The sequence below is a fragment of the Streptantibioticus ferralitis genome (assembly GCF_029223525.1).
Taxonomy (GTDB): domain Bacteria; phylum Actinomycetota; class Actinomycetes; order Streptomycetales; family Streptomycetaceae; genus Streptantibioticus_A; species Streptantibioticus_A ferralitis.
In genome coordinates this window covers 42,574-66,557 of sequence record NZ_JARHTQ010000023.1, presented here as the reverse complement: position 1 = coordinate 66,557, position 23,984 = coordinate 42,574, and the positions used below count along the sequence as shown (strand labels likewise).

At 68.4% G+C, this 23,984-nt stretch carries 19 protein-coding genes and 1 tRNA gene; 5 read left to right on the top strand and 15 right to left on the bottom strand.

The features are described from left to right. Positions 1–19: 19 nt before the first annotated feature. Positions 20–310: a hypothetical protein gene (locus P2L57_RS28370; RefSeq protein WP_275819117.1), complete on the bottom strand. Its 291-nt coding sequence runs from the start codon at positions 308–310 to the stop codon at positions 20–22. Beyond that, a complete protein-coding gene (locus P2L57_RS28365) occupies positions 303–839 on the bottom strand; it encodes a DUF6668 family protein (RefSeq protein WP_372515969.1) in 537 nt (178 codons plus the stop codon). Before P2L57_RS28365 ends, P2L57_RS28370 begins: the two co-directional genes overlap by 8 nt. Before the next feature lie 356 nt (positions 840–1,195). Between P2L57_RS28365 and P2L57_RS28360 the strand changes: the two genes are divergently transcribed. Genes P2L57_RS28360 through P2L57_RS28350 form a run of 3 tightly spaced genes read left to right on the top strand, consistent with a single transcriptional unit; the run spans position 1,196 to position 3,614 of the window. After that, the gene (locus P2L57_RS28360; RefSeq protein WP_275819113.1) at positions 1,196–2,182 is read left to right on the top strand and encodes a C40 family peptidase; all 987 of its coding nucleotides are present in this window, start codon (positions 1,196–1,198) and stop codon (positions 2,180–2,182) included. Between the two features lie 26 nt (positions 2,183–2,208). Further along, positions 2,209–2,781, top strand: coding sequence for a hypothetical protein (locus P2L57_RS28355; RefSeq protein WP_275819111.1), 573 nt, complete (start codon positions 2,209–2,211; stop codon positions 2,779–2,781). Positions 2,782–2,801: 20 nt separating this feature from the next. Further along, positions 2,802–3,614, top strand: a complete 813-nt coding sequence (locus P2L57_RS28350) for a hypothetical protein (protein ID WP_275819109.1) — start codon at positions 2,802–2,804, stop codon at positions 3,612–3,614. A 129-nt stretch (positions 3,615–3,743) separates the two neighbouring features. On the opposite strand, the gene P2L57_RS28345 is transcribed toward P2L57_RS28350, so the two are convergent. The 10 genes from P2L57_RS28345 to P2L57_RS28300 form a co-directional block, all read right to left on the bottom strand. Continuing rightward, positions 3,744–7,643 carry a DNA-directed RNA polymerase subunit beta' gene (locus tag P2L57_RS28345; protein ID WP_275819107.1) on the bottom strand — a complete coding sequence of 1,300 codons (3,900 nt, stop codon included), beginning with the start codon at positions 7,641–7,643 and terminating at the stop codon, positions 3,744–3,746. 97 nt (positions 7,644–7,740) lie between these two features. Then, a complete protein-coding gene (gene rpoB / locus P2L57_RS28340) occupies positions 7,741–11,226 on the bottom strand; it encodes a DNA-directed RNA polymerase subunit beta (RefSeq protein ID WP_275819105.1) in 3,486 nt (1,161 codons plus the stop codon). Between the two features lie 643 nt (positions 11,227–11,869). Continuing rightward, complete coding sequence (gene rplL, locus P2L57_RS28335; protein ID WP_275819103.1) at positions 11,870–12,256, bottom strand: 50S ribosomal protein L7/L12; 387 nt, start codon at positions 12,254–12,256, stop codon at positions 11,870–11,872. A gap of 87 nt (positions 12,257–12,343) precedes the next feature. After that, positions 12,344–12,910, bottom strand: coding sequence for a 50S ribosomal protein L10 (rplJ, locus tag P2L57_RS28330; RefSeq protein WP_275819101.1), 567 nt, complete (start codon positions 12,908–12,910; stop codon positions 12,344–12,346). A 300-nt stretch (positions 12,911–13,210) separates the two neighbouring features. After that, positions 13,211–14,098: an SCO4651 family lipoprotein gene (locus P2L57_RS28325; protein ID WP_275819099.1), complete on the bottom strand. Its 888-nt coding sequence runs from the start codon at positions 14,096–14,098 to the stop codon at positions 13,211–13,213. A 124-nt stretch (positions 14,099–14,222) separates the two neighbouring features. Further along, positions 14,223–14,945 carry a 50S ribosomal protein L1 gene (gene rplA, locus P2L57_RS28320; RefSeq protein WP_275819097.1) on the bottom strand — a complete coding sequence of 241 codons (723 nt, stop codon included), beginning with the start codon at positions 14,943–14,945 and terminating at the stop codon, positions 14,223–14,225. Positions 14,946–15,026: 81 nt separating this feature from the next. Then, positions 15,027–15,461 carry a 50S ribosomal protein L11 gene (rplK, locus tag P2L57_RS28315; RefSeq protein WP_275819095.1) on the bottom strand — a complete coding sequence of 145 codons (435 nt, stop codon included), beginning with the start codon at positions 15,459–15,461 and terminating at the stop codon, positions 15,027–15,029. 155 nt (positions 15,462–15,616) lie between these two features. Continuing rightward, positions 15,617–16,474, bottom strand: a complete 858-nt coding sequence (gene nusG / locus P2L57_RS28310) for a transcription termination/antitermination protein NusG (RefSeq protein ID WP_275819093.1) — start codon at positions 16,472–16,474, stop codon at positions 15,617–15,619. A gap of 77 nt (positions 16,475–16,551) precedes the next feature. After that, positions 16,552–16,857: a preprotein translocase subunit SecE gene (secE, locus tag P2L57_RS28305; protein WP_275819091.1), complete on the bottom strand. Its 306-nt coding sequence runs from the start codon at positions 16,855–16,857 to the stop codon at positions 16,552–16,554. A gap of 104 nt (positions 16,858–16,961) precedes the next feature. Next, a tRNA-Trp gene (locus tag P2L57_RS28300) sits at positions 16,962–17,034 on the bottom strand. A 225-nt stretch (positions 17,035–17,259) separates the two neighbouring features. On the opposite strand from P2L57_RS28300, the gene P2L57_RS28295 reads away from it, so the two are divergent. Both P2L57_RS28295 and P2L57_RS28290 read left to right on the top strand, forming a co-directional pair. Further along, complete coding sequence (locus P2L57_RS28295; RefSeq protein ID WP_275819089.1) at positions 17,260–18,498, top strand: pyridoxal phosphate-dependent aminotransferase; 1,239 nt, start codon at positions 17,260–17,262, stop codon at positions 18,496–18,498. Between the two features lie 192 nt (positions 18,499–18,690). Beyond that, the gene (locus tag P2L57_RS28290) at positions 18,691–19,704 is read left to right on the top strand and encodes an adenosine deaminase (RefSeq protein ID WP_275819086.1); all 1,014 of its coding nucleotides are present in this window, start codon (positions 18,691–18,693) and stop codon (positions 19,702–19,704) included. On the opposite strand, the gene P2L57_RS28285 is transcribed toward P2L57_RS28290, so the two are convergent. The 3 genes from P2L57_RS28285 to P2L57_RS28275 form a co-directional block, all read right to left on the bottom strand. Then, positions 19,701–20,933, bottom strand: a complete 1,233-nt coding sequence (locus P2L57_RS28285; RefSeq protein ID WP_275819084.1) for a hypothetical protein — start codon at positions 20,931–20,933, stop codon at positions 19,701–19,703. The genes P2L57_RS28290 and P2L57_RS28285 overlap by 4 nt on opposite strands. Before the next feature lie 114 nt (positions 20,934–21,047). Beyond that, positions 21,048–22,103: a UDP-N-acetylmuramate dehydrogenase gene (locus P2L57_RS28280; protein WP_275819082.1), complete on the bottom strand. Its 1,056-nt coding sequence runs from the start codon at positions 22,101–22,103 to the stop codon at positions 21,048–21,050. Between the two features lie 390 nt (positions 22,104–22,493). Continuing rightward, complete coding sequence (locus P2L57_RS28275) at positions 22,494–23,939, bottom strand: MFS transporter (protein ID WP_275819080.1); 1,446 nt, start codon at positions 23,937–23,939, stop codon at positions 22,494–22,496. Positions 23,940–23,984: the final 45 nt, after the last annotated feature.

Below are 23,984 nucleotides of genomic sequence, written 5' to 3'. Positions count from 1 at the left end.
TCCTCCTCTTCCTGCCCGGTCAGACCAGAGCGCCGACGAGTGCCGAGGCTGCTCCGACGAGCACGCACGCACCCAGGACATAGGCGATGCCGACCATGTGCTGGCCGCCCTCACCGCGGTTGTGCATCACGGCCATCCGGCCCGCGACCATCAGGACGCCGGCGACGCAGACACCGCAGACGATCCACGCGACCCATCCGAGCACCGTCGTCAGCTTGTCGCCGCCGGGCGGCTGGGACCCCTGGCCGGGGTTGACGACGGCCAGGAACTTGTCACCGCGGACCGCCGCGGCCAGGACGAGGTCACGCATGGGGGATACCTCCAGAGACGACACGGGACAGATCTTTTTCAATCCGGCGGTAGGCCGGGTGTTGGGGTGCGGGGGGAGCCCCGCAGCGGATCTCCTCGAACCAGGGGATCTCCCAGACCCGCGGGAACCCGCCGGAGACGAGGTGCGCGAACTCGCGTAGCGGACGCGGCAGTTTGCCCGGCGCATCGGTGACGAGCACCAGTCCCAGGACTTCGACGCCTTCCGGCGTACCGCCGGAGGCCCACTGGCGTGCGGCCAGCTGGGCCATTTGCAGGCCGTGGTAGTGAGTGCGGGCGACCACCACGGCGCGGGCCAGATCGGGCCGTTGCGGCGCCGGCCACCGACCGTGCGCGTCAGCGGCGTTGGTGTGCGCGAGAGCCGCCGTGAGCATACTGGCGCCGGCGCCTCCGTGGCAGCCGACCCACCACCACGGAGCCGGCGGGCCCTGCTGGGGCGCCGTCAGCGGAAACGCGGGCAGACCGGTTGACGGTGACTCAACCGCACCGGGCTGCTGCCGCGTTGGCCCCATGTGGCTGTCGGCGGGCTGAGGCATCTGTCCCTGAATAAGCTGCGCAGTATGTAGCGGTTTGGTCACCCACGGATTGGTTTCCTGCACTGCGACTCCTCCCCCGTTCATGCAGTGGTGAGTGTAAGGGACGGCGCAGACAACCGGTTCCAAGTATTTGGCCTGAACCTTGCCGTTACGGCTATCGTCTACGCATTGACCAGCATCGGCGGACGGTCTCGAGATGATCCGACGTCAATTGGGGGGATGATGGCCAGAATCGGCGAGACAACCCGGCTGCACAGGGAATTGGATACCTGTCACCGTTGCGCCCAGATTGAACCGTTTGGGATATCCCGCTCCAGAACGGAGCGTGCTCCGTGGGCGGCGTGAAGGGATGCGGATTCATCGCCGCCGGCGGCGTCTTTTTCTTCATCTTCTCCCTGCTGATGCTGTTCATGATGGCGGGCGGCGGAGGCAGTTCGGCCACCGCCGGAGGCCTCGGCCTGGCCGCCGGCAGCGTGCCAACGGCCTACCTGCAGTGGGTCAAAGCCGCCGGAGCCGAATGCCCGGCCGTCTCAGCGCCGCTGATAGCCGCTCAGATAGAGCAGGAGAGCGGCTGGAACCCCAACGCACGCAGCCCCGTCGGCGCTGAGGGCATCGCCCAGTTCATGCCGGGCACCTGGCCCAACTGGGGCCGGGACGACGACGGCACGCACAACGTCTCCCCGCTCAACCCGGCCGACGCCATCATGGCGATGGGCCGCTACGACTGCGCCATCGCCAAACAGGTCGCCGGCGTGCCCGGGGACGCGGTGGCCAACATCCTCGCCGGCTACAACGCGGGCCCCGGTGCCGTCCTCCAGTACAACGGCGTTCCGCCCTACGCGGAGACCCAGGGGTACGTCACCTCGATCGAAGCCGCGATGAAGAAGTACGAGGCACCGCTCAGCTCGGGCCCCGTCGGCGGCGGATCGGCATTCGGCCAGGCCGAGATCGCGGCAGCCGAGAAGTACCTCGGCCTCCCCTACGTCTGGGGTGGCGGCGCGCCCTCCGGCCCGACGGGAGGCGGCTTCGACTGCTCCGGACTCGTGCTGTACGCCGTGTACCAGGCGTCAGGCGGAAAGATCGATCTGCCGCACTCCTCCGAGGACATGGCCACCATGGGAACCGAGATCCCCAGGGACCAGATGCAGCCCGGCGACGCGGTCGTTATCCAAACGGAGCAGCCCGGCGACTACTCCCACGTCGTGCTCTACATCGGCGGCGGCCAGATCGTAGAGGCGCCCCACACCGGAGCTTTCGTGCGCACCGCACCGCTCAGCGAGTACAACGGGATGGTTCAGACCGTCAGGAGGTTCGGGTGACCACCGCCCTTCGACGCTTGACAGCGATGGCCTTTGCGACGGCGGCGCTGATGGCCGCGGTCGGCTGCAGCAGCGGTCATGCCACCGCGCCCACGCCGCCCGGCCCCACGACGGCGCTGCCCAGCTCCCAGCCGCTGCCTTCCGGTAAGGCGGGGAGCCCCCCGGTCCCGCTCCCAGCGCCGTCCACCGTGAACGGCCAGGACCCGGACGCGGTGAGCAAGGCCGTGATCGCCGTGCAGTGGACGGTCGACTCGACCATCGACTCCTCGCAGTACCAAGCCGAGTTGCGCTCCGCCCCGTTCCTCACCGCTGACTACCTCTCCGCCCTCAAGTCCACCCCGCCCCTTGCCGCTCCCGGCACGCAATGGAGCGAGTGGGCCCGCCACCGCGCCTACACCACCGTGACCGCGCGCGCGGAGCACGACGACCAACCCGCCGACTCAGCCACTCTCGCGCGTCGCCAGTGGGGCATTATCGTTACCCCGCACGGTCGCGACGGCTGGACCGGACGTCCGACGACTGCGACCGTGTTCGTAACCATGAGCCGCGTCGGCGCCAAATCCCCTTGGCTTGTCTCCGCGGTCAACGTCTCCTCCTGACCCGAGCCCGCGACGCCACCATGACTAGACCCCGCTTCGAGGACGTACCTCGCCACCCCCGCCTGTCCCTGATCGTCACGGCGGACCATCAGGCGTACCTCGACGGCACCCCCGTCGAGGTACCCGACGGCACCGACCCCCGGGTAGCCGTCTGCAAGGCTGCAGCCGCCCGCGCCCAACAGCTCGGCCATGTCGTGAGCGCCGTGCTGCGCGAAGCGGACGGCCAGCGCTGGCCGATGATCATCACGCCGGAGGGCGGAGTCTTCCAAGGGGAGCGGCCACTGAGTCGACGTGACGCTCCGGACATCCCTTCCGACCCGGTGGAGTCGGCGTCCGCGCCAGGCTCAGAGCCCCCCGTGCCGGCATCGCCATCGGTTCCCGCCGACCAGGCGCCCGAGCCGACGTCGTACGCCGCCGCAGAGCCCCCTGCCGCACCGGCCCCGACCGGTGGACAAGCACCGCCGCACACCGCCCATGCCGGTGTGCAGCCGGTCCACACATCCGGCGAGGAACCGATACCGCCGCAGGATGTTGATCCCGACAACGTGCCCGCCTGGCCCCTGATCAACATCACCCTCACCGCGGAGGGGACGGCCTTGATCAACGAGGCGCCCGTCCCACAGGCGCCAGGGACCGACCCCCGCGCGGCAGCCGTTGCCGCCGCGGCCGGCCATATCGGCAAGCTCGGCCTCGCCCGTCCGGTTCGCGCCAACGCGACCGACCCCGACGGCACCGTCTGGCCGTTGATCATCCACCCCAACGGCACCGCCACCGCCGCCGGAGATCCGATCCGGCCCGAACGCGGTCGGCGCTGGCTGCGCCGCAAGGGCTGAGCAACCCGCCGCGCCCGCAGCGCGGTCACCCCGGCGCCGGCCACTTCGCACCCACGGCAACAAGCAGGGCGGCTGCCCCCTCCGAAGAGGGGGCAGCCGCCCTTACGGTGCGCTCGCCGGGAGGCGACGTCAGGCGTTGTACGGCCCGTAGTCGTAGTCCTCCAGCGGAACGGCCTGGCCGGAGCCGGTGCCGAACGGCGAGTAGTCGATGTCGTCGTAGCCGACGGCCGAGTACATCGCGGCCTTGGCCTCCTCGGTCGGCTCGACCCGGATGTTGCGGTAGCGGGACAGACCCGTACCGGCCGGGATGAGCTTGCCGAGGATGACGTTCTCCTTGAGGCCCAGCAGGGAGTCCGACTTGGCGTGGATCGCCGCGTCGGTGAGCACCCGGGTCGTCTCCTGGAAGGAGGCGGCCGACAGCCAGGACTCGGTGGCCAGCGAGGCCTTGGTGATACCCATCAGCTGCGGGCGGCCGGAGGCGGGGTGACCACCCTCGGCGACCACACGGCGGTTCTCCTGCTCGAAGCGACCGCGCTCGACCAGCTCGCCGGGCAGCAGCTCCGCGTCGCCCGACTCGATGATCGTCACCCGGCGCAGCATCTGCCGGATGATGATCTCGATGTGCTTGTCGTGGATCGACACACCCTGCGAGGTGAAGACCTTCTGGACCTCGCCCAGCAGGTGGATCTGGACGGCCCGCTGGCCGAGGATCCGCAGCACGTCGTGCGGGTTCTCGGTACCGGCCATCAGCTTCTGACCGACCGTGACGGGGTCGCCCTCGTCCACCAGCAGGCGGCCACGCTTCGAGACCGCGTAGGCGATCTCGTCGCTGCCGTCGTCCGGGGTGATGACGATCTTGCGGGTCTTCTCGGTCTCCTCGATCCGGACCCGGCCCTCGGCCTCGCTGATCGGGGCCAGACCCTTCGGGGTACGGGCCTCGAAGAGCTCGACCACACGCGGCAGACCCTTGGTGATGTCGTCACCGGCCACACCACCGGTGTGGAAGGTACGCATCGTCAGCTGGGTGCCGGGCTCACCGATCGACTGGGCGGCGATGATGCCGACCGCCTCGCCGATGTCCACCAGCTTGCCGGTGGCCAGCGAGCGGCCGTAGCACATCGCGCAGGTGCCGACGGCGGACTCGCAGGTGAGGATCGAGCGGGTCTTGACCGTCTCGACACCGTGCAGGATCAGCTGGTCGATGAGCACGTCGCCGAGGTCGGTACCGGCCGGGGCCAGCACCTTTCCGTCGACCACGATGTCCTCGGCCAGGCTGCGCGCGTACACGCTGGTCTCGACGCCGGTCGCCTTGCGCAGCACACCGTCCTCGCCGCGCTCGGCGATGGACAGCTTGAGGCCGCGCTCGGTGCCGCAGTCCTCCTCGCGGATGATCACGTCCTGCGAGACGTCCACCAGACGACGGGTCAGGTAACCCGAGTCGGCGGTACGCAGCGCGGTGTCCGCGAGACCCTTACGGGCACCGTGGGTGGAGATGAAGTACTCCAGCACGGTGAGACCCTCACGGAACGACGCCTTGATGGGCCGCGGGATGGTCTCGTTCTTCGCGTTGGACACCAGACCACGCATACCCGCGATCTGACGCATCTGCATCATGTTTCCGCGAGCACCCGAGTCGACCATCATGAAGATCGGGTTGGTCTTCGGGAAGTTCTCGTTCATGGCCTCGGCAACCTCGTTGGTCGCCTTGGTCCAGATCGCGATGAGCTCCTGGGACCGCTCTTCCTTCGTGATCAGGCCGCGCTCGTACTGCTTCTGGACCTTCTCGTCCTGCGCCTCGTAGCCCTCGAGGATGGTCTTCTTGGCCTCGGGGACGACGACGTCGGAGATCGCGACGGTGACACCGGAGCGGGTCGCCCAGTAGAAACCGGCCGACTTCAGGTTGTCGAGCGTCGCCGCGACGATGACCTTCGGGTAGCGCTCGGCCAGGTCGTTGACGATCTCGGAGAGCTGCTTCTTGCCCACCGAGTAGTCGACGAACGGGTAGTCCTCGGGCAGCAGCTCGTTGAACAGTGCCCGGCCCAGGGTGGTGCGCAGCCGGAACGGGTCGCCCTGCTGCCACTCGGGCTCACCCTCCTCCGCGGGCGGCGGGGTCCAGCCACGCGGCGGGACGGTGCCGACCGGGAAGCGGATGTCCACCTTGGCCTGCAGGGACAGCTCGCGGGCGTCGAGCGCCATGATGGCCTCGGCGACCGAACCGAACGCCCGGCCCTCGCCCCTGACCTCGCGCTCCTCGGAGTCCGTGGTGAGGAAGAACAGACCCAGGACCATGTCCTGCGTCGGCATCGTCACCGGACGGCCGTCGGCGGGCTTGAGGATGTTGTTCGAGGACAGCATCAGGATGCGGGCCTCGGCCTGCGCCTCCGCGGACAGCGGCAGGTGCACGGCCATCTGGTCACCGTCGAAGTCCGCGTTGAACGCGGTGCACACGAGCGGGTGGATCTGGATGGCCTTGCCCTCGACCAGCTGCGGCTCGAATGCCTGGATACCGAGGCGGTGCAGGGTCGGCGCACGGTTCAGCAGCACCGGGTGCTCGGCGATGACCTCTTCCAGCACGTCGTACACGACCGTGCGGCCGCGCTCGACCATGCGCTTGGCCGACTTGATGTTCTGCGCGTGGTTGAGGTCCACCAGGCGCTTCATCACGAACGGCTTGAAGAGCTCCAGCGCCATGGCCTTGGGCAGACCGCACTGGTGCAGCTTGAGCTGCGGGCCGACGACGATGACCGAACGGGCCGAGTAGTCGACACGCTTACCGAGCAGGTTCTGACGGAACCGACCCTGCTTGCCCTTCAGCATGTCGCTGAGGGACTTCAGCGGGCGGTTGCCCGGGCCGGTGACCGGACGGCCGCGGCGGCCGTTGTCGAACAGCGCGTCGACGGCCTCCTGCAGCATCCGCTTCTCGTTGTTCACGATGATCTCGGGGGCACCGAGGTCAAGGAGACGCTTGAGGCGGTTGTTCCGGTTGATCACACGGCGGTACAGGTCGTTCAGGTCGGAGGTCGCGAAGCGGCCACCGTCCAGCTGCACCATCGGGCGCAGGTCCGGCGGGATCACCGGGACGCAGTCCAGCACCATGCCGTTGGGGCTGTTGCGGGTCTGCAGGAACGCCGAGACGACCTTGAGGCGCTTGAGCGCACGGGTCTTCTTCTGGCCCTTGCCGGTCCGGATGATCTCGCGGAGCTTCTCGGCCTCCTCCTCCAGGTCGAAGGACTCCAGGCGCTTCTGCAGCGCCGCGGCGCCCATGCCGCCCATGAAGTAGGTGCCGAAGCGGTCGCGCAGCTCGCGGTAGAGCAGCTCGTCGCCCTCCAGGTCCTGGACCTTGAGGGACTTGAAGCGGCTCCACACCTCGTCGAGACGGTCGATCTCGCGCTGCGCGCGGTCGCGCAGCTGCTTCATCTCACGCTCGGCGCCCTCGCGCACCTTGCGGCGCACGTCGGCCTTGGCACCCTCGGCCTCCAGCTCGCCGAGGTCGGCCTCCAGCTTCTTCTGCCGGGCCTCGACATCGGCGTCACGGCGCTGCTCGACCTGCTGGCGCTCGACGGAGACCTGGGCCTCCAGCGACGGCAGGTCGCGGGTGCGGCGCTCCTCGTCCACCCACGTGATCATGTAGGCGGCGAAGTAGATGACCTTCTCAAGGTCCTTGGGGGCAAGGTCCAGCAGGTAGCCAAGGCGCGACGGAACGCCCTTGAAGTACCAGATGTGGGTCACGGGAGCGGCCAGCTCGATGTGGCCCATCCGCTCACGACGCACCTTGGCGCGAGTCACCTCGACACCGCAGCGCTCACAGATGATGCCCTTGAAGCGGACACGCTTGTACTTGCCGCAGTAGCACTCCCAGTCCCGGGTCGGACCGAAGATCTTCTCGCAGAAGAGTCCGTCCTTTTCGGGCTTCAGGGTGCGGTAGTTAATGGTCTCCGGCTTCTTTACCTCGCCGTGCGACCACTGACGGATGTCGTCCGCGGTGGCCAGGCCGATCCGCAGCTCGTCGAAGAAGTTGACGTCGAGCACTGGTCGTCAATCCCTCTTTCGGGGTCGAGTGTCAAACATGGTCTGAACGGGTCCGGGGAGAGCCGGGGGCCTTGTGGTGAGGCCCCCGGCCAACCCGTCAGACCTCTTCGACGCTGCTCGGCTCGCGCCGGGACAGGTCGATACCGAGTTCCTCCGCAGCGCGGAAGACATCCTCGTCCGTGTCACGCATTTCGATGGACATACCGTCGCTGGACAGCACCTCCACGTTCAGGCAGAGCGACTGCATTTCCTTGATGAGGACCTTGAAGGACTCGGGAATGCCGGGCTCGGGAATGTTCTCGCCCTTGACGATGGCCTCGTAGACCTTCACACGGCCGAGGACGTCGTCGGACTTGATGGTCAGCAGCTCCTGGAGGGCGTACGCGGCGCCGTAAGCCTCCAGCGCCCACACCTCCATCTCACCGAAGCGCTGGCCACCGAACTGGGCCTTACCACCCAGCGGCTGCTGGGTGATCATCGAGTACGGACCGGTGGACCGGGCGTGCAGCTTGTCGTCCACCAGGTGGTGCAGCTTCAGGATGTACATGTAGCCGACGGAGATCGGCGCCGGGAACGGCTCGCCGGAGCGGCCGTCGAACAGCCGGGCCTTACCCGAGGGCAGCACCATCCGGTCGCCGTCGCGGTTCGGGATCGTCGACTCGAACAGACCGGCGATCTCGTCCTCACGGGCACCGTCGAAGACCGGGGTCGCGACGTTGGTGCCGGGCTCGACCTTGTCGGCCTCGATGACCTGCAGGCGGCGCGCCCACTCCTCGGCGATCCCGGAGACGTCCCAGCCCTGCTTCGCGAGCCAGCCCAGGTGGATCTCCAGGACCTGTCCCGGGTTCATTCGGGACGGCACACCCAGCGGGTTCAGGATGATGTCGACCGGCGTGCCGTCCTCCAGGAACGGCATGTCCTCGACCGGCAGGATCTTCGAGATGACGCCCTTGTTGCCGTGTCGGCCGGCGAGCTTGTCACCGTCGGTGATCTTGCGCTTCTGTGCCACGTAGACGCGGACCAGCTGGTTCACGCCCGGCGGCAGCTCGTCGCCCTCCTCGCGGTCGAAGACGCGCACGCCGATGACCTTGCCGGTCTCACCGTGCGGCACCTTCAGCGAGGTGTCACGGACCTCACGGGCCTTCTCACCGAAGATCGCGCGCAGCAGGCGCTCCTCCGGGGTCAGCTCGGTCTCACCCTTCGGGGTGACCTTGCCGACCAGGATGTCGCCGGCCACGACCTCGGCACCGATGCGGATGATGCCGCGCTCGTCGAGGTCGGCCAGGACCTCCTCGGAGACGTTCGGGATGTCCCGGGTGATCTCCTCGGGGCCGAGCTTGGTGTCACGGGCGTCGACCTCGTGCTCCTCGATGTGGATCGAGGAGAGGACGTCGTCCTGTACGAGGCGCTGCGACAGGATGATCGCGTCCTCGTAGTTGTGGCCCTCCCACGGCATGAACGCGACCAGCAGGTTCTTGCCGAGCGCCATCTCACCCTTGTCGGTGGACGGACCGTCGGCGAGCACCTGGCCCGCGATCACCCGGGCGCCCTCGTCCACGACGACCTTCTGGTTGAAGGACGTGCCCTGGTTGGAGCGGCTGAACTTGGCGACCCGGTACGTGGTGTAGGTGCCGTCGTCGTTGGCGACGGTGACGTAGTCCGCGGAGACCTCCTGGACCACACCGTCCTTCTCGGCGGTGATCACGTCACCGGCGTCGACCGCGGCGCGGTACTCGATACCGGTACCGACCAGCGGCGACTCCGCCTTCAGCAGCGGCACCGCCTGGCGCATCATGTTCGAACCCATGAGCGCGCGGTTGGCGTCGTCGTGCTCGAGGAACGGGATCATGGCGGTCGCGACCGACACCATCTGGCGCGGCGAGACGTCCATGTAGTCCACGTCGGAGCCGGGGACGAGGTCGACCTCGCCGCCACGGCGGCGGACCAGCACACGGCCCTCTGTGAAGGTGCCCTCCTCGCTCAGCGCGGCGTTCGCCTGCGCGATGAGGTAGCGGTCCTCCTCGTCGGCGGTCAGGTAGTGCACCTCTTCGGTGACCGAGCCGTCGACGACCTTGCGGTACGGGGTCTCGATGAAGCCGAACGCGTTGACCCGGCCGTACGAGGCGAGCGAGCCGATCAGACCGATGTTCGGGCCTTCCGGCGTCTCGATCGGGCACATGCGGCCGTAGTGCGACGGGTGCACGTCACGGACGTCCAGACCGGCCCGCTCACGGGACAGACCACCCGGGCCCAGCGCCGACAGGCGGCGCTTGTGGGTCAGACCGGACAGCGGGTTGGTCTGGTCCATGAACTGGGACAGCTGGCTGGTGCCGAAGAACTCCTTGATGGAGGCGACGACCGGCCGGATGTTGATCAGGGTCTGCGGCGTGATCGCCTCGACGTCCTGGGTGGTCATCCGCTCGCGGACGACGCGCTCCATACGGGCCAGGCCGGTACGGACCTGGTTCTGGATGAGCTCGCCGACGTTGCGCAGGCGGCGGTTGCCGAAGTGGTCGATGTCGTCGACCTCGACGACCACGGTCCCGCCGCTCTCGGTGACCGTCTCGGTCTCCCCGGCGTGCAGCTTGACCAGGTACTTGATGGTCGCGATGACGTCGTCGGTGGTCAGCACACCGGCGTCCAGCGGCTGGTCGGCCCCGAGCTTCTTGTTCACCTTGTAGCGGCCGACCTTCGCCAGGTCGTAGCGCTTCGGGTTGAAGTAGAGGTTCTCCAGCAGGGTCTGGGCGGCCTCACGCGTCGGCGGCTCGCCCGGACGCAGCTTGCGGTAGATGTCGAGCAGCGCGTCGTCCTGGCCCTGGGTGTGGTCCTTCTCCAGGGTGGCGCGCATCGACTCGTACTCGCCGAACTCCTCGAGGATCTGCTCGGTGGTCCAACCGAGCGCCTTGAGCAGGACGGTCACGGACTGCTTGCGCTTGCGGTCGATACGGACACCGACCATGTCGCGCTTGTCGATCTCCATCTCCAGCCAGGCACCCCGGGACGGGATGATCTTGGCGGAGAAGATGTCCTTGTCGGAGGTCTTGTCGATGCTGCTGTCGAAGTACACACCGGGCGAGCGGACCAGCTGGGAGACCACGACACGCTCGGTGCCGTTGATGCAGAAGGTGCCCTTGTTGGTCATGAGCGGGAAGTCGCCCATGAAGACCGTCTGGGACTTGATCTCACCGGTCTCGTTGTTGGTGAACTCGGCGGTGACGAAGAGCGGAGCCGCGTACGTGAAGTCGCGCTCCTTGCACTCGTCGATCGAGTTCTTCGGAGGCTCGAAACGGTGGTCGCGGAAAGTCAGCGACATCGACCCGGAGAAGTCCTCGATCGGGGAGATCTCCTCGAAGATCTCTTCCAGACCGGACTTCGTGGGCACATCCTGCCCGTTGTCGAGAGCCGCCTCGACACGAGCCTTCCATGCGGCATTGCCGAGCAGCCAATCGAAGCTCTCGGTTTGCAACGCTAGAAGGTTCGGAACCTCAAGCGGCTCCTTGATCTTCGCGAAGGAGATGCGCAGCGGGGCGGTGCTTGCGCCGTTGTTCGTATTGGCAGTCGAGGCGTTGCGCGAGGCGGCCAAGAGGGGGTCCTTCCGAGGGCTCGGACTCACTACGCGCGTACCGGTCCGCCCCTGGGCACGCAGGTGACATCCTGGTCGTGGACATCTCCATTTTTCGGTGCTCAGACGTGGGCTTGCCGCTGGTGACGGGCCAGGCGGCAGCTAACAGGCAGCGCAAAGGGTCAGTGTAGCCACTCGGCACACTGATGTCCAGAGCAGAGATTCGGAGACCGAATCTTCTCCCCCTCGTCATCCGGTAGGCCCGGCCTCGGCCGGGCTCTACGCCTTTGGATCCCGCTCGCTTGGATCCTGCTTGGGTCCTACTGGGTGCTGCGCTCGCTCGACCTCAGTCATTCCCGCATCGCCCGCGATCCATGCCTCGACACCCGGACCGACATCACGACGCGTCCTGAGAATTGCGCGCTGCGTCCGGTTCGTCAAGGCCCCCGCCCCTCGGAGATCCTCACATCGGACCTCACGACGGACCCTCGCGGCGGGACTCGGCGAACCGGCGAAGATCACCATACCCGGGTCCACCGACAACGGCGCGGAACCGGGTGCCCGTGGACCGGAACACCGCAGGGCGGCCACCCGAAAGGGTGGCCGCCCTGCGGCTGATCAGCCCCTCGAAAGGGGCACACACGGCTGTGGCCGTGTCGGGGCCTTACTTGACCTCGACGGAGGCGCCAGCGGCCTTGAGGGCCTCGGCAGCCTTCTCCGCGGCCTCCTTGTTGGCCTTCTCCAGGACCGGCTTCGGGGTGCCGTCGACCAGGTCCTTGGCCTCCTTCAGGCCGAGCGAGGTCAGCTCACGCACGACCTTGATGACCTGGATCTTCTTCTCGCCGGCGCCGGTGAGGATGACGTCGAACTCGTCCTTCTCCTCGACGGCCTCGGCGGCCGGGGCACCCGGGGCGCCGGCGGCGACGACCGCGGCCGGGGCGGCGGCGGTGACGTCGAACTTCTCCTCGAACGCCTTCACGAACTCGGAGAGCTCGATGAGGGTCATCTCCTCGAACTGCGCGAGCAGGTCTTCCTGGCTGAGCTTCGCCATGATGGCGGTCCTTCCACTAATTCGGCTGGTGCCGGGATGTACATGTCGGCGGGCGTACGGGCCCGCTGCGAGGGTTCCGAGAACCGATTACTCGGCGGCCGGAGCGTCCTCGGCGGCGGGAGCCGGCGTACCGGCACCGCCCTGCTCGACCTTGACCCGAAGCGCCTCCGCGGTGCGGACGAACTTCGACGGCAGGGCCTGGAAGAGCGCGGCAGCCTGGGACTGCTTGCCCTTCATCGCACCGGCCAGCTTGGCGAGCAGCACCTCGCGGGACTCGAGGTCCGCGAGCTTCTTGATCTCATCGGCGGACAGCGCCTTGCCCTCAAGGACACCGCCCTTGATGACGAGAGCGGGGTTGTCCTTGGCGAAGTCGCGCAGCGCCTTCGCCGACGTCACCGGGTCGCCGGTGACGAAGGTGATCGCCGTCGACCCGGTGAACAGGTCGTCGATCGTGTTGATCCCGGCCTCGTTGGCCGCGATCTTGGTCAGCGTGTTCTTCGCCACGCGGTACTGGGCGTTCTCCCCGAGAGAACGACGCAGCTGCTTGAGCTGCGCCACGCTCAGACCGGTGTACGCCGTGACCACAGCGGCGTTCGAGCTGCGGAACTTGTCCGTCAGCTCGGTAACCGCGGCGGACTTGTCGGGCCTCGCCATGAGCCTCGGCCTCCTTCCGGGTAATTGCGGACCGCACGGAAGGGGCTGCGAACGTACGAAACGCCCCGGCGCAGGCGCACGGGGCGTAGCTCAACCGGACGGAATCCGGGAGCTTGTCCTCAACACACCTGCGCGGGCCGTCCGCATCATGCGGATCCTTCGGCCGCCACACCCGGATATGGGCACAGCAGCAACCAGCGGTCTCTGGCTTCCGCATGAGATTACGCGAGCGCCTCGCCGGGAGGCAAATCGCCTGTACGGCGCATCCCGGCGAGGGCGCCCGCGTCGCTCCGCCGTGTCCTACGCCTGCTTCGGGAGCCCGCCCGCCATCGCGGCGGAGTCGACGGTGTCCGAGGCCGCGGGCGCGGTGACGGACACCGGGGTCCCGTAGTCCGAGTAGTAGCACGTCTGGTTGATGTCGCCCTTGGCGGCGTGCATCAGCTCGGTCTTCTTCACCATCAGGTTGCCGCTGTTGACCCAGATGTCGATCTTGTCGGTGGTGATCCCGGCCTGGCTCAGCTGCTGCTTGATCTGCTCCTGGTCGGCCTTGGTCATCCCGGGGGTCTGCTGCTCGGTGAGCTTGGCGACGTCCACGGTGCCCGAGTAGTGCGTGGCGTCGACCCCGCGCACGTTCTCCTTGCCGACGACCTTCACGTCGCCGCTGGCGATCAGCATCAGCACCGACTGGTTGGGGTTGCCGTTCTGGATCTGCTGGTGCATCGCCCTGCCGGCGGGGCCCTGCTTGTCCAGCTGGTCGTAGCTGTACTTCATCCAGTGCTTGCCGCCGAGGCTCTGCGCCATCTGGTCACCGAAGTGCGAGTACATCGCGTCCTTGGTGTACCGGAACTCGGAGATGCCCATGGCGCCGGTCAGCGACTTGCCGGAGGAGGTGACCGTCAGATCGCCCTGGAGGCCGTTCGACCAGTCCAGCGCCCCCGACTCGTGGGACGCGCCCATGGCGCCCATGGTGCCGTCCTCTTCCACCTTGGCGGACTTCGCCTGGTCGGTGCTGCTCCTGACCTTCAGCAGTTCGCTGATGGCCGAGGCCACCACCGGCTGCCGGCCGCCCGACGGTGCGCCGGACTGCTGCGCGTTCGCGGACTTGCCGCCGCCGCACGCGGAGACCGCTCCCAGCGCCGCGATGACGGCAACTGCCGCCGCGGCCCTACGGAATCGGGTGTTCGTCATGCCGGTGCTCCCCCATGATCGATGTGAGGGAAGAACGCCAACGCATGCACCTGACAACGCGGCCGGGCCCCCGGTCTCCCGCGGCGAAGCGGGAGACCGGGGGCCCGGAACGGCCAGCCGTTGATCAGACGGCGGCCGGGTCCTCCTCGACGAGGAGGTTACGGGTGCGGTTCGGGTCGACCGGAACACCGGGGCCCATCGTGGTGCTGATGGCGGCCTTCTTGATGTAACGACCCTTGGCGGCCGACGGCTTCAGACGGAGGATCTCCTCCAGCGCCGCCGCGTAGTTCTCGACCAGCTGCTGCTCACCGAACGACGACTTGCCGATGATGAAGTGCAGGTTCGAGTGCTTGTCGACGCGGAACTCGATCTTTCCGCCCTTGATGTCGGTCACGGCCTTGGCCACGTCCGGCGTCACGGTGCCGGTCTTCGGGTTCGGCATCAGACCACGCGGACCGAGCACCCGGCCCAGGCGGCCGACCTTGCCCATCAGGTCCGGAGTGGCGACGACGGCGTCGAAGTCCAGGCGACCCTTGGCGACCTCGTCGATCAGTTCGTCGGAGCCGACGATGTCGGCGCCAGCGGCTTCCGCGGCCGCAGCACGGTCACCGGTCGCGAAGACCAGGACCCGGGCGGTCTTACCGGTGCCGTGCGGAAGGTTCACGGTGCCGCGGACCATCTGGTCGGCCTTGCGCGGGTCAACGCCCAGACGCATGGCGACCTCGACGGTCGAGTCGAACTTGGTGGCGGAGGTCTCCTTGGCGAGACGGACGGCCTCAAGCGGGGCGTACAGCCGCTCCCGGTCGATCTTGGCGTCCGCAGCGCGGAGGTTCTTGCTGCGCTTCACTGCTGCTCCTACGTGAAAGATTTGGAGTCGTGGTCATGGGCCAGCGCGTGGCCCTCCCACGTGGTGCTACGAAGACCGAGGTCAGCCCTCGACCGTCACGCCCATCGAACGGGCGGTGCCGGCGATGATCTTCTCGGCGGCGTCCAGGTCGTTGGCGTTCAGGTCGGGCATCTTGGTGGTGGCGATGTCGCGGACCTGGGCGCGGGTGATCTTCGCGACCTTGGTCTTGTGCGGCTCGCCGGAGCCCTTCTCCACGCCCGCGGCCTTCAGGATCAGCTTGGCGGCCGGCGGGGTCTTGGTGACGAAGGTGAAGGAACGGTCCTCGTAGACCGTGATCTCCACCGGCACGACCATGCCACGCTGCGACTCGGTCGCGGCGTTGTAGGCCTTGCAGAACTCCATGATGTTGACGCCGTGCTGACCCAGCGCCGGGCCGACCGGCGGAGCCGGGTTGGCGGCACCAGCCTGGATCTGGAGCTTGATAAGGCCCGTGACCTTCTTCTTCTTGGGAGGCATTGCTCTCTCCGGGTCCTGAGTCGAGAGTATTTCTGCCTGCTGGCAGGCATACCGACCCACGATAACGGGTAGCGCGGCAAAACAGAAAATTGGGGCCCTGGGCTAAGCCCCGGGCCCCAAGGAGTGTGGGGGCCGAACCCCCGGCACACCTTCCCTCAGTTCTTCTGGATCTGGTCGAAGGACAGCTCGACCGGGGTCTCCCGCCCGAAGATCTCGACCAGGCCCTTGACCTTCTTCGAGTCGGCGTTGATCTCGTTGATCGTCGCCTGCAGGGTCGCGAACGGACCGTCGGTCACCGTCACCGAGTCGCCGACCTCGAAGTCCAGCACCTGGACCTCGACCTTCTTCCTCGGCACGGCCTCGCCGCCCTCGGCGGTCGCGGCCGCCTGCTCCTCGACCTCCGGCGCGAGCATCTTGACGACCTCGTCCAGGGTCAGCGGGTACGGGTCGTAGGCGTTGCCGACGAAGCCGGTGACACCGGGAGTGTTGCGGACGACGCCCCAGGACTCGTTGGTCAGATCCATGCGGACCAGCACGTAACCGGGGAGCTTGTTCTGCTTCACGGTACGGCGGTCGCCGTTCTTGATCTGGACGACCTCTTCCTGCGGCACCTCGGCCTGGTAGATGTAGTCCTCAACGTTCAGCGAGACTGCGCGCTGCTCCAGGTTGGACTTCACGCGGTTCTCGTAGCCGGCGTAGGTGTGGATCACGTACCACTCGCCGGGCTGGCTGCGGAGCTCCTCACGGAACGCGGCGACCGGGTCGACCGGCTCCTCGGCGGTCTCGGACGCCGCTTCGGAGAGCTCCTCGTCAGCTACCTCGCGCAGCGCGGCCTCTTCGGCGGGCACACCGGCTTCCGCGTCCTCGGCGTCGAGCTCGTCGGTCTCGTCGACCGCCTCGACGATCTCGCGTTCGGTGTCGTCGCCCTCGACCTCGGCCGAAACGGCAGCGTCAACGTCGGCCTTCGCCGCCGCTGCGGTCTCATCGGCGTCGTACAGGTTCGGGTCAGACACGATGGCTGCTTCTTCCTGACTTCAAGGGGTTGAACATGCGAACGGGCGCCCCGCTCGGGCGCCCTCCGCGGGGGTTGTTAACCGAAGACGTACTTCACGAGCTCGGTAAATCCCCAGTCAATCACAGTCACGATGCCGATCATCACAGCAACGAAGACGATCACCACGGTGGTGTACGACATCAGGTCACTGCGATTGGGCCAGACGACCTTGCGTAGTTCGGCGATCACCTGGCGGTAGAACAGGCCCATGCGCGCGAAGGGACCCTTCTTGCCGCGCTTGCCGCCACGCTTCTTCTTGGTCTGCGAGTCCAGAGCGCCTTCTGTGGCGTCCGCAGGGCGACCACTTTCAGGCGTCGCGGTGGAGCCAATGGCTTCCGTCACTCGTCCTCACCTGAATCCGGGTCATGGCCGGTGCCGCGTCCGGCCCGGCCAGGTGCGTTATTACGTACGTACGTGTGCACGCACCCTGGTGGTGATGCGTGTAGCAGGGCCGGAGGGACTTGAACCCCCAACCGCTGGTTTTGGAGACCAGTGCTCTACCAATTGAGCTACGACCCTTTGGTTCCCCCAACGTACCGCACCCGAACCGCCGCACAGAGTGCGCAGTCCGGGGCTGTCGCCGAAGGCCACGAGGCATGAGTGTACGTGTTCAAGGCCCAGCCGTCGAACGAGCAAGGCCGAGCGGGTCGTTCCGGCCGCCGGCGGCACCAGTGGCACTCGAGTTGACGAGGCCATCCGAAACCACCGTGCCACCCCGTGGGCCGGTCTGCGACGATGGCAGTCATGACCGCAGCTACCTCCCCCGAAACGTCTCCCACCGACCGACGGGTCTCGGCCCGCATCGGCGCGATCTCCGAGTCCGCGACCCTCGCCGTGGACGCCAAGGCGAAGGCGCTCAAGGCCGCCGGACGCCCGGTCATCGGCTTCGGCGCGGGCGAGCCGGACTTTCCGACGCCCGACTACATCGTCGAGGCGGCGGCCAAGGCCTGCCACGACCCCAAGTACCACCGCTACAGCCCGGCCGGCGGGCTCCCCGAGCTCAAGCAGGCCATCGCCGCCAAGACCCTGCGCGACTCCGGCTACGAGGTCGACGCCTCCCAGGTGCTGGTGACCAACGGCGGCAAGCAGGCGATCTACGAGGCCTTCGCCGCGATCCTCGACCCGGGCGACGAGGTGATCGTCCCGGCGCCGTACTGGACCACCTACCCCGAGTCGATCCGGCTGGCCGGTGGCGTGCCGGTGGAGGTCGTGGCCGACGAGACCACCGGCTACCGCGTCTCCGTCGAGCAGCTCGAAGCGGCCCTGACGCCCAACACCAAGGTGCTGCTCTTCGTCTCGCCGTCGAACCCGACCGGCGCGGTCTACCCCCGCGAGCAGGTCGAGGAGATCGGCCGCTGGGCCGCGGAGAAGGGCCTGTGGGTCCTGACCGACGAGATCTACGAGCACCTGGTGTACGGGGACGCGCAGTTCTCGTCGCTCCCGGTGGTCGTCCCCGAGCTGCGGGACAAGTGCATCGTGGTCAACGGTGTCGCCAAGACCTACGCGATGACCGGCTGGCGGGTCGGCTGGCTCGTCGGCCCGAAGGACGTCGTCAAGGCGGCGACCAACCTGCAGTCGCACGCCACCTCGAACGTGTCCAACGTCGCACAGGTCGCGGCGCTGGCCGCGGTCTCCGGCGACCTGGAAGCGGTCGCGATGATGCGCGAGGCGTTCGACCGCCGCCGCCGCACCATGGTGCGGATGCTCAACGAGATCAACGGCGTCGTCTGCCCCGAGCCGGAGGGCGCCTTCTACGCGTACCCGTCGGTCAAGGCGCTGCTCGGCAAGGAGATCCGCGGCAAGCGCCCGCAGACCTCGGTGGAGCTGGCCGCGCTGATCCTGGACGAGGCCGAGGTCGCCGTGGTCCCCGGCGAGGCCTTCGGCACCCCCGGCTACCTGCGGCTGTCCTACGCCCTGGGCGACGAGGACCTGGCCGAGGGCGTCTCCCGCATGCAGAAGCTGCTGGGCGAAGCCCGCGACTGACCCCCCCGACGAGCGGGCCCCCGGGAAGACCCGGGGGCCCGTTTCGCACGTCACGGCCCCGGGGCGAACCGCCAAAGCGGTCCAGGCCAAGCCCATGAGAGTCAGGAGCGAAGCCCAAGGGGGGCAGGGGCGAAGCCCCCGAAATCGCTGAAACCGTTCCCCTGGGGGGAGCCGTTACGGCAGGATCTTGGGATGGCGCGCGACGTAAAACAGCTCCCCAAAGCACACCTGCACCTGCACTTCACCGGCTCGATGCGGCCGAGCACCCTGCTGGAGCTCGCCGACAAGTACGGAGTCCACCTCCCGGAGGCGCTGACCTCGGCGGAGCCGCCCCGGCTGCACGCCACCGACGAGCGCGGCTGGTTCCGCTTCCAGCGGCTGTACGACATCGCGCGGTCGGTGCTGCGCAGCCCCGAGGACATCCAGCGGCTGGTCCGCGAGACCGCGGAAGAGGACGTACGGGACGGCTCCGGTTGGCTGGAGATCCAGGTCGACCCCACCTCGTACGCCCCCCGCCTCGGCGGTCTGATCCCCGCGCTGGAGGTCATCTTGGACGCGGTGGAGACCGCCTCGCGCGAGACCGGGCTGGGCATCGCGGTACTGGTCGCCGCCAACCGTACGAAGCACCCGCTGGACGCCCGCACGCTGGCCCGTCTCGCCGTGCGGTACGCGGACCGCGGAGTGGTGGGCTTCGGGTTGTCCAACGACGAACGGCGCGGCCTGGCAAGGGACTTCGACCGCGCCTTCGCCATCGCACGGGACGGCGGGCTGCTGGCGGCGCCGCACGGCGGCGAGTTGTCCGGGCCGCACAGCGTGCGGGACTGCCTGGACGACCTGCGCGCCGAGCGGATCGGCCACGGTGTGCGGGCGGCCGAGGATCCCCGGCTGCTGGCGAAACTGGCCGAACGGCAGGTCACCTGCGAGGTGTGCCCTTCGTCCAACGTGGCCCTGGGCGTCTACGAGAAGCCGCAGGACGTACCGCTGCGGACGCTGTACGAGGCCGGAGTGCCGCTGGCGCTGGGCGCGGACGACCCACTGCTGTTCGGCTCCCGGCTGGCCGCCCAGTACCAACTCGCCCGCGACGTACACGGCTTCACCGACGAGGAACTGGCAGACCTGGCGAGCCAGTCGGTACGCGGCTCGCGGGCGCCGCGGCAGACACAGGAACGGCTGCTGGCCGGGATCAAGGAGTGGCTGGCGTCCTAGCCCGCCGGGTTGGCGTACAACGGGTCGTCGACGGGGCCGCGCTGCTGCGGCACGGTGGCCTCCCGGACTCTGGCGCCGCGCCGGTTCCGGGGGCCGCGCATCGGCCAGAACAGCACGTACGCCGCCGAGCCGACCGCGAAGGCGAGCCTGATCAGCCCCCGTGTGGAGTCCGACGGCACGATCAGCACGCTGCCGTACAGCGAGATCAGCGCGATCCAGCTCACCCACGGCACCAGGCGGCGCTGGCCGATGGCGTCCCAGATGAGCGTGCCGAGCAGCACCGAGGCGTTGTAGTACGTGTACACGCTCGGGTCGAGCACGATCCGCGCGTCGGCCGCCAGCAGCACCACGGCGGTCCAGCGCCCCCTGCGCACCGCCAGCGCGCCCAGCCCGAGGCCCAGCGCCATCTGCGCGGGCCGGTCCCACCACGGGGTGACCGGATCGTTGGCGCCGAACCAGCGCAGCGACGAGGCGGGCTGGTTGGGGATGGTGAAGTGCGCGGCGGCCAACGTGTGCATGTTGCCGAGGTAGAACGGCAGCCAGGCGACCGCCACCAGCCCGACCGTCCAGAGGGCCGAGCGCAGCCGGGCGTTCTTCGGCAGCGCCAGCAGCAGCGGCAGGAACGCCACCGCCCAGGGCTTGGAGTCACAGGCGAGGGCGAGGAAGACACCCGTCATGGTGGCCTGGCCACGCACCAGGGCACGCACCGCGAGCGTGGTGAAGAACAGCGCCATCACGTCGTCGAGATGGGCGAAGCGCACCGAGACCTCGACCCACATCGGGATGAACGCGGCCCCGGCGATCAGCACGCGCTGCTGCAGGCGCTTGTGGTTGGTTCCGGTACCCAGGTAGTGGTCGGCGGCGGCGCGACCTATGAGAACCAGCATCCACAGGCCGAGCCCGGACATGGCGGCCTCGGCGAGCTTCTCGCCCACTCCGGGCGGGAACGGTGAGAACAGCCCGGCGACCAGGAAGCTGACCGGACCGATCTGCAGATCCGGATGGTTGGCGTACAGCGCGAGGCCGCCACCGCCGATCTGGCCGAAGAGCAGTTCCTCACCGGTCTTCAGGTAGTGCCAGGAAACTCCGCCATGGCGGCTGGCCACGAAGAACCAACACGCCGTCCACAGCGTCAACAGTATGTGGTGCCACCGCACCGGCCCGAGGCCGATCCGGCCGATATGTGCCGCGTCCTGGGCCGCGCTGGCGGCCGTACCCGCGTTCCGCACGTGTCTCGTCCTCCCCATCTGCCCGCCTGCTGGCGTTGCGATGAGAATCTCATGAGCGTTCCGCTTACGGTTACCGGGGCATTCTCCGGCGGGCTGCCGATAGCCGCCCGACATCTAAAGACGGACGCCGACCATAACGGGTTCATTGACGAGCGTCACACCGAACGCGGTGTGCACCCCGTCCCTGACCTCACGAGCCAGCGCCATCAGGTCCTCGGTGCTGGCGGTTCCGCGGTTGGTGAGCGCGAGCGTGTGCTTGCTGGAGATACGGGCCGGTCCGGTGCCGTATCCCTTGGTGAACCCGGCCTTGTCGATCAGCCAGGCGGCCGAGGTCTTCGTTCTGCCGTCGCCGTCACGGTAGGCGGGCGCCTGCACACCGTCACCGAGGCGGGCGCGGACCCGGTCGACGAACTCCTCGTACTGTGCCTGGTCAAGGATCGGATTGGTGAAGAACGACCCGGCCGACCATGTGTCGTGGTCCTCCGGGTCCAGCACCATGCCCTTGCCCGTGCGCAGCTTCAGCACCACGTCGCGGGCCGCCTCCACGGCGGCCCGCTCGCCCTGGGCGACCCCGAGGTCGCCGGCCACCTCGGCGTACCGGATCGGCGCGGACAGGCCGCCCGCGTCCTCCAGCCGGTAGCGCACCCGCAGCACGACGTAGCGCTGCGGGTCGGCCTTGAAACGGCTGTACCGGTAGCCGAAGCCGCAGTCCTCGTTGGCCAGGGTCACGGTCTCCCGAGCGGTCCGGTCATACGCGATCACCTCGGTGATCGTCGAGGAGACCTCCTGGCCGTACGCGCCGACGTTCTGGATGGGCGTGGCACCCGCGGAGCCGGGGATCCCGGTCAGACACTCGACACCGGCGAGGCCCGCCTCGACGGTGCGGGCCACCGCGTCGGACCAGTTCTCGCCCGCGGCGAGTTCGAGCTCCACGCCGCTCAGGGCCAGGCCCCGGGTGGCGATGCGCAGGGCGACGCCGTCGAAGCCGCCGTCGCCGATGACGAGGTTGCTGCCGCCGCCGATCAGCAGCAACGGCGTCCCGGAGTCGTCCGCTGCGCGGACCGTCTCGATGACCTCTTCGTCGGTGGTTGCCGTCACCAGGCGGGCGGCGGGGCCGCCGAGCCGGAACGTGGTGAGGGGGGCCAGGGGGGCGTCATGGGTTTCCTGCACCCCCCCACACTAGGGGGTCGGTCTTCCTGGCCTTCCCCCCATTGCCGGTGCCCGCAATCTCGCCGCTGCGCGAGGCGGCCTCCGGCCCGGTTGCGGTTCCGGGCACGGAGATTTCCCACCCACCCCCCATTGCCGGTGCCCGCATCTTGCCGTTGCGCGCGGCGGCCATGGGGGCGGGGGCGGTCCGGGGTGTCTCCTCACTCCGGCTATCACTGCACAGTTGCGGTGCGTCGCGGGGTCGCTGCGGGGACACCCCGGCCCGCCCCCTTCCGCCGTCGACTGCGCTTGCGGCTGAGTGGGTGGGGATACGAACCCGAGGGGGAAGAGGGCCAAAGGAATCGCACCCCCTGCGAATCGTGATGGCCACCGGCCCGCAGCGGGGGCGAGGCCTTACTCGGAACCGCCAGCGCGAGCGAACTCCGCAACGGGCAGGCGGGAAGGCAAGCGCCCCGAACGCCCCCCGAAGCGCGCCGGAAGCCCGACGACTACCGCCGCCACCGCAACCGCCCCCGCCCCAACCCAGAGCGCCGGCGTCAGGCCGTCCACAAACGCCTGCGCCGACCCGTACCCACCCCACCCCGAGAACACCGACGACAGCACCGCCACCCCGAGCGACCCGCCGACCTCCCGCATCGCGTTGTTCGCCCCAGAGGCAATCCCCTGCTCCTCCGGCCGGACACTACTCATCACCAGGTTGGAACTCGGCGCGAAGTACAACGCCATCCCCGTACCGCTCACCACAAGCGCCGGTATCAACGTGGCGTACGACACATGCGTGGCGGCGGCCAGCGCGAACAGCGCCAACCCGATGGCCTGCAGGGCCAGTCCGACGGCGACGACGGGCCGTCCGCCGATCCGGTCGGAGACGAACCCCGCAAGCGGCGCCACGATCATCGGCATACCGGTCCACGGCAGCATCCGTACGCCCGCCTCGACCGGCGAGTACCCCTGCACACCCTGCAGGAACTGGCTGAGCAGGAAGATCGATCCGAACATCCCGACGAACATCAGCAGGCTCGCCACGTTGATGGTGCTGAAAGCGCGGCTGCGGAACAGCCGCATCGGCAGCATGGGGTTCGCGGCCCGCAGTTCGTACCAGACGAACGCGGCCAGCACGAGCGGCCCGGCGATCAGACCGGTCAGAACCGGCGCACTGGTCCAGCCGTCAGGCTGACTCCGCACCAGCCCGTAGACGATGCCGAACAGCCCCGCGCTGGCGAGCGCCGTACCGGGGAGGTCGAGGCGCGGGTTGGGCCCCCGGCTCTCGTTCAGCCGCAGCAGGGCCAGCGGCAGCAACAGCAGACCGATCGGAACATTCAGCCAGAAGATCCACTGCCAGGAGAAGTGCTCGGTGAGGGTGCCGCCGATCAGCGGGCCGGTCGCCACGGCGAGGCCGTTGACCGCGCCCCAGATGCCGAAGGCGGTACCGCGCCGCTCGGCCGGAACGGCCGCCGAGAGCAGGGTGAGGGTGAGCGGCAGAAGCATCGCCGCGCCGACGCCCTGCACGGCCCGGGCCGCGATCAGCTCCGCCATGCCGGGCGCGAGCGCGGCCCCGGCGGAGGCGGCCGTGAACACCCCGAGGCCGATGGCGAACATTCGCCGGCGGCCGAAGCGGTCGCCGAGCGCCGCGCCGAACATCAGCAGCACGGCGAAGGTGAGCGTGTAGGCGCTCACCGTCCACTCCAGGTCGCTGAGCCCACCGCCGAGATCCTTGCGGATGGACGGCAGCGCCGTGGTGACCACGAGATTGTCGAGCGCGGCCATGAATCCGGCGACGCTGGTGACGATCAGCGCCCAGATGGCGGTTGCTCTGGTCGGGCGTTCGGTTTGTTCCATGGGTTCCCCCTGATGTTTAGTAATTGGTCACTAAGTTTGTGCCCT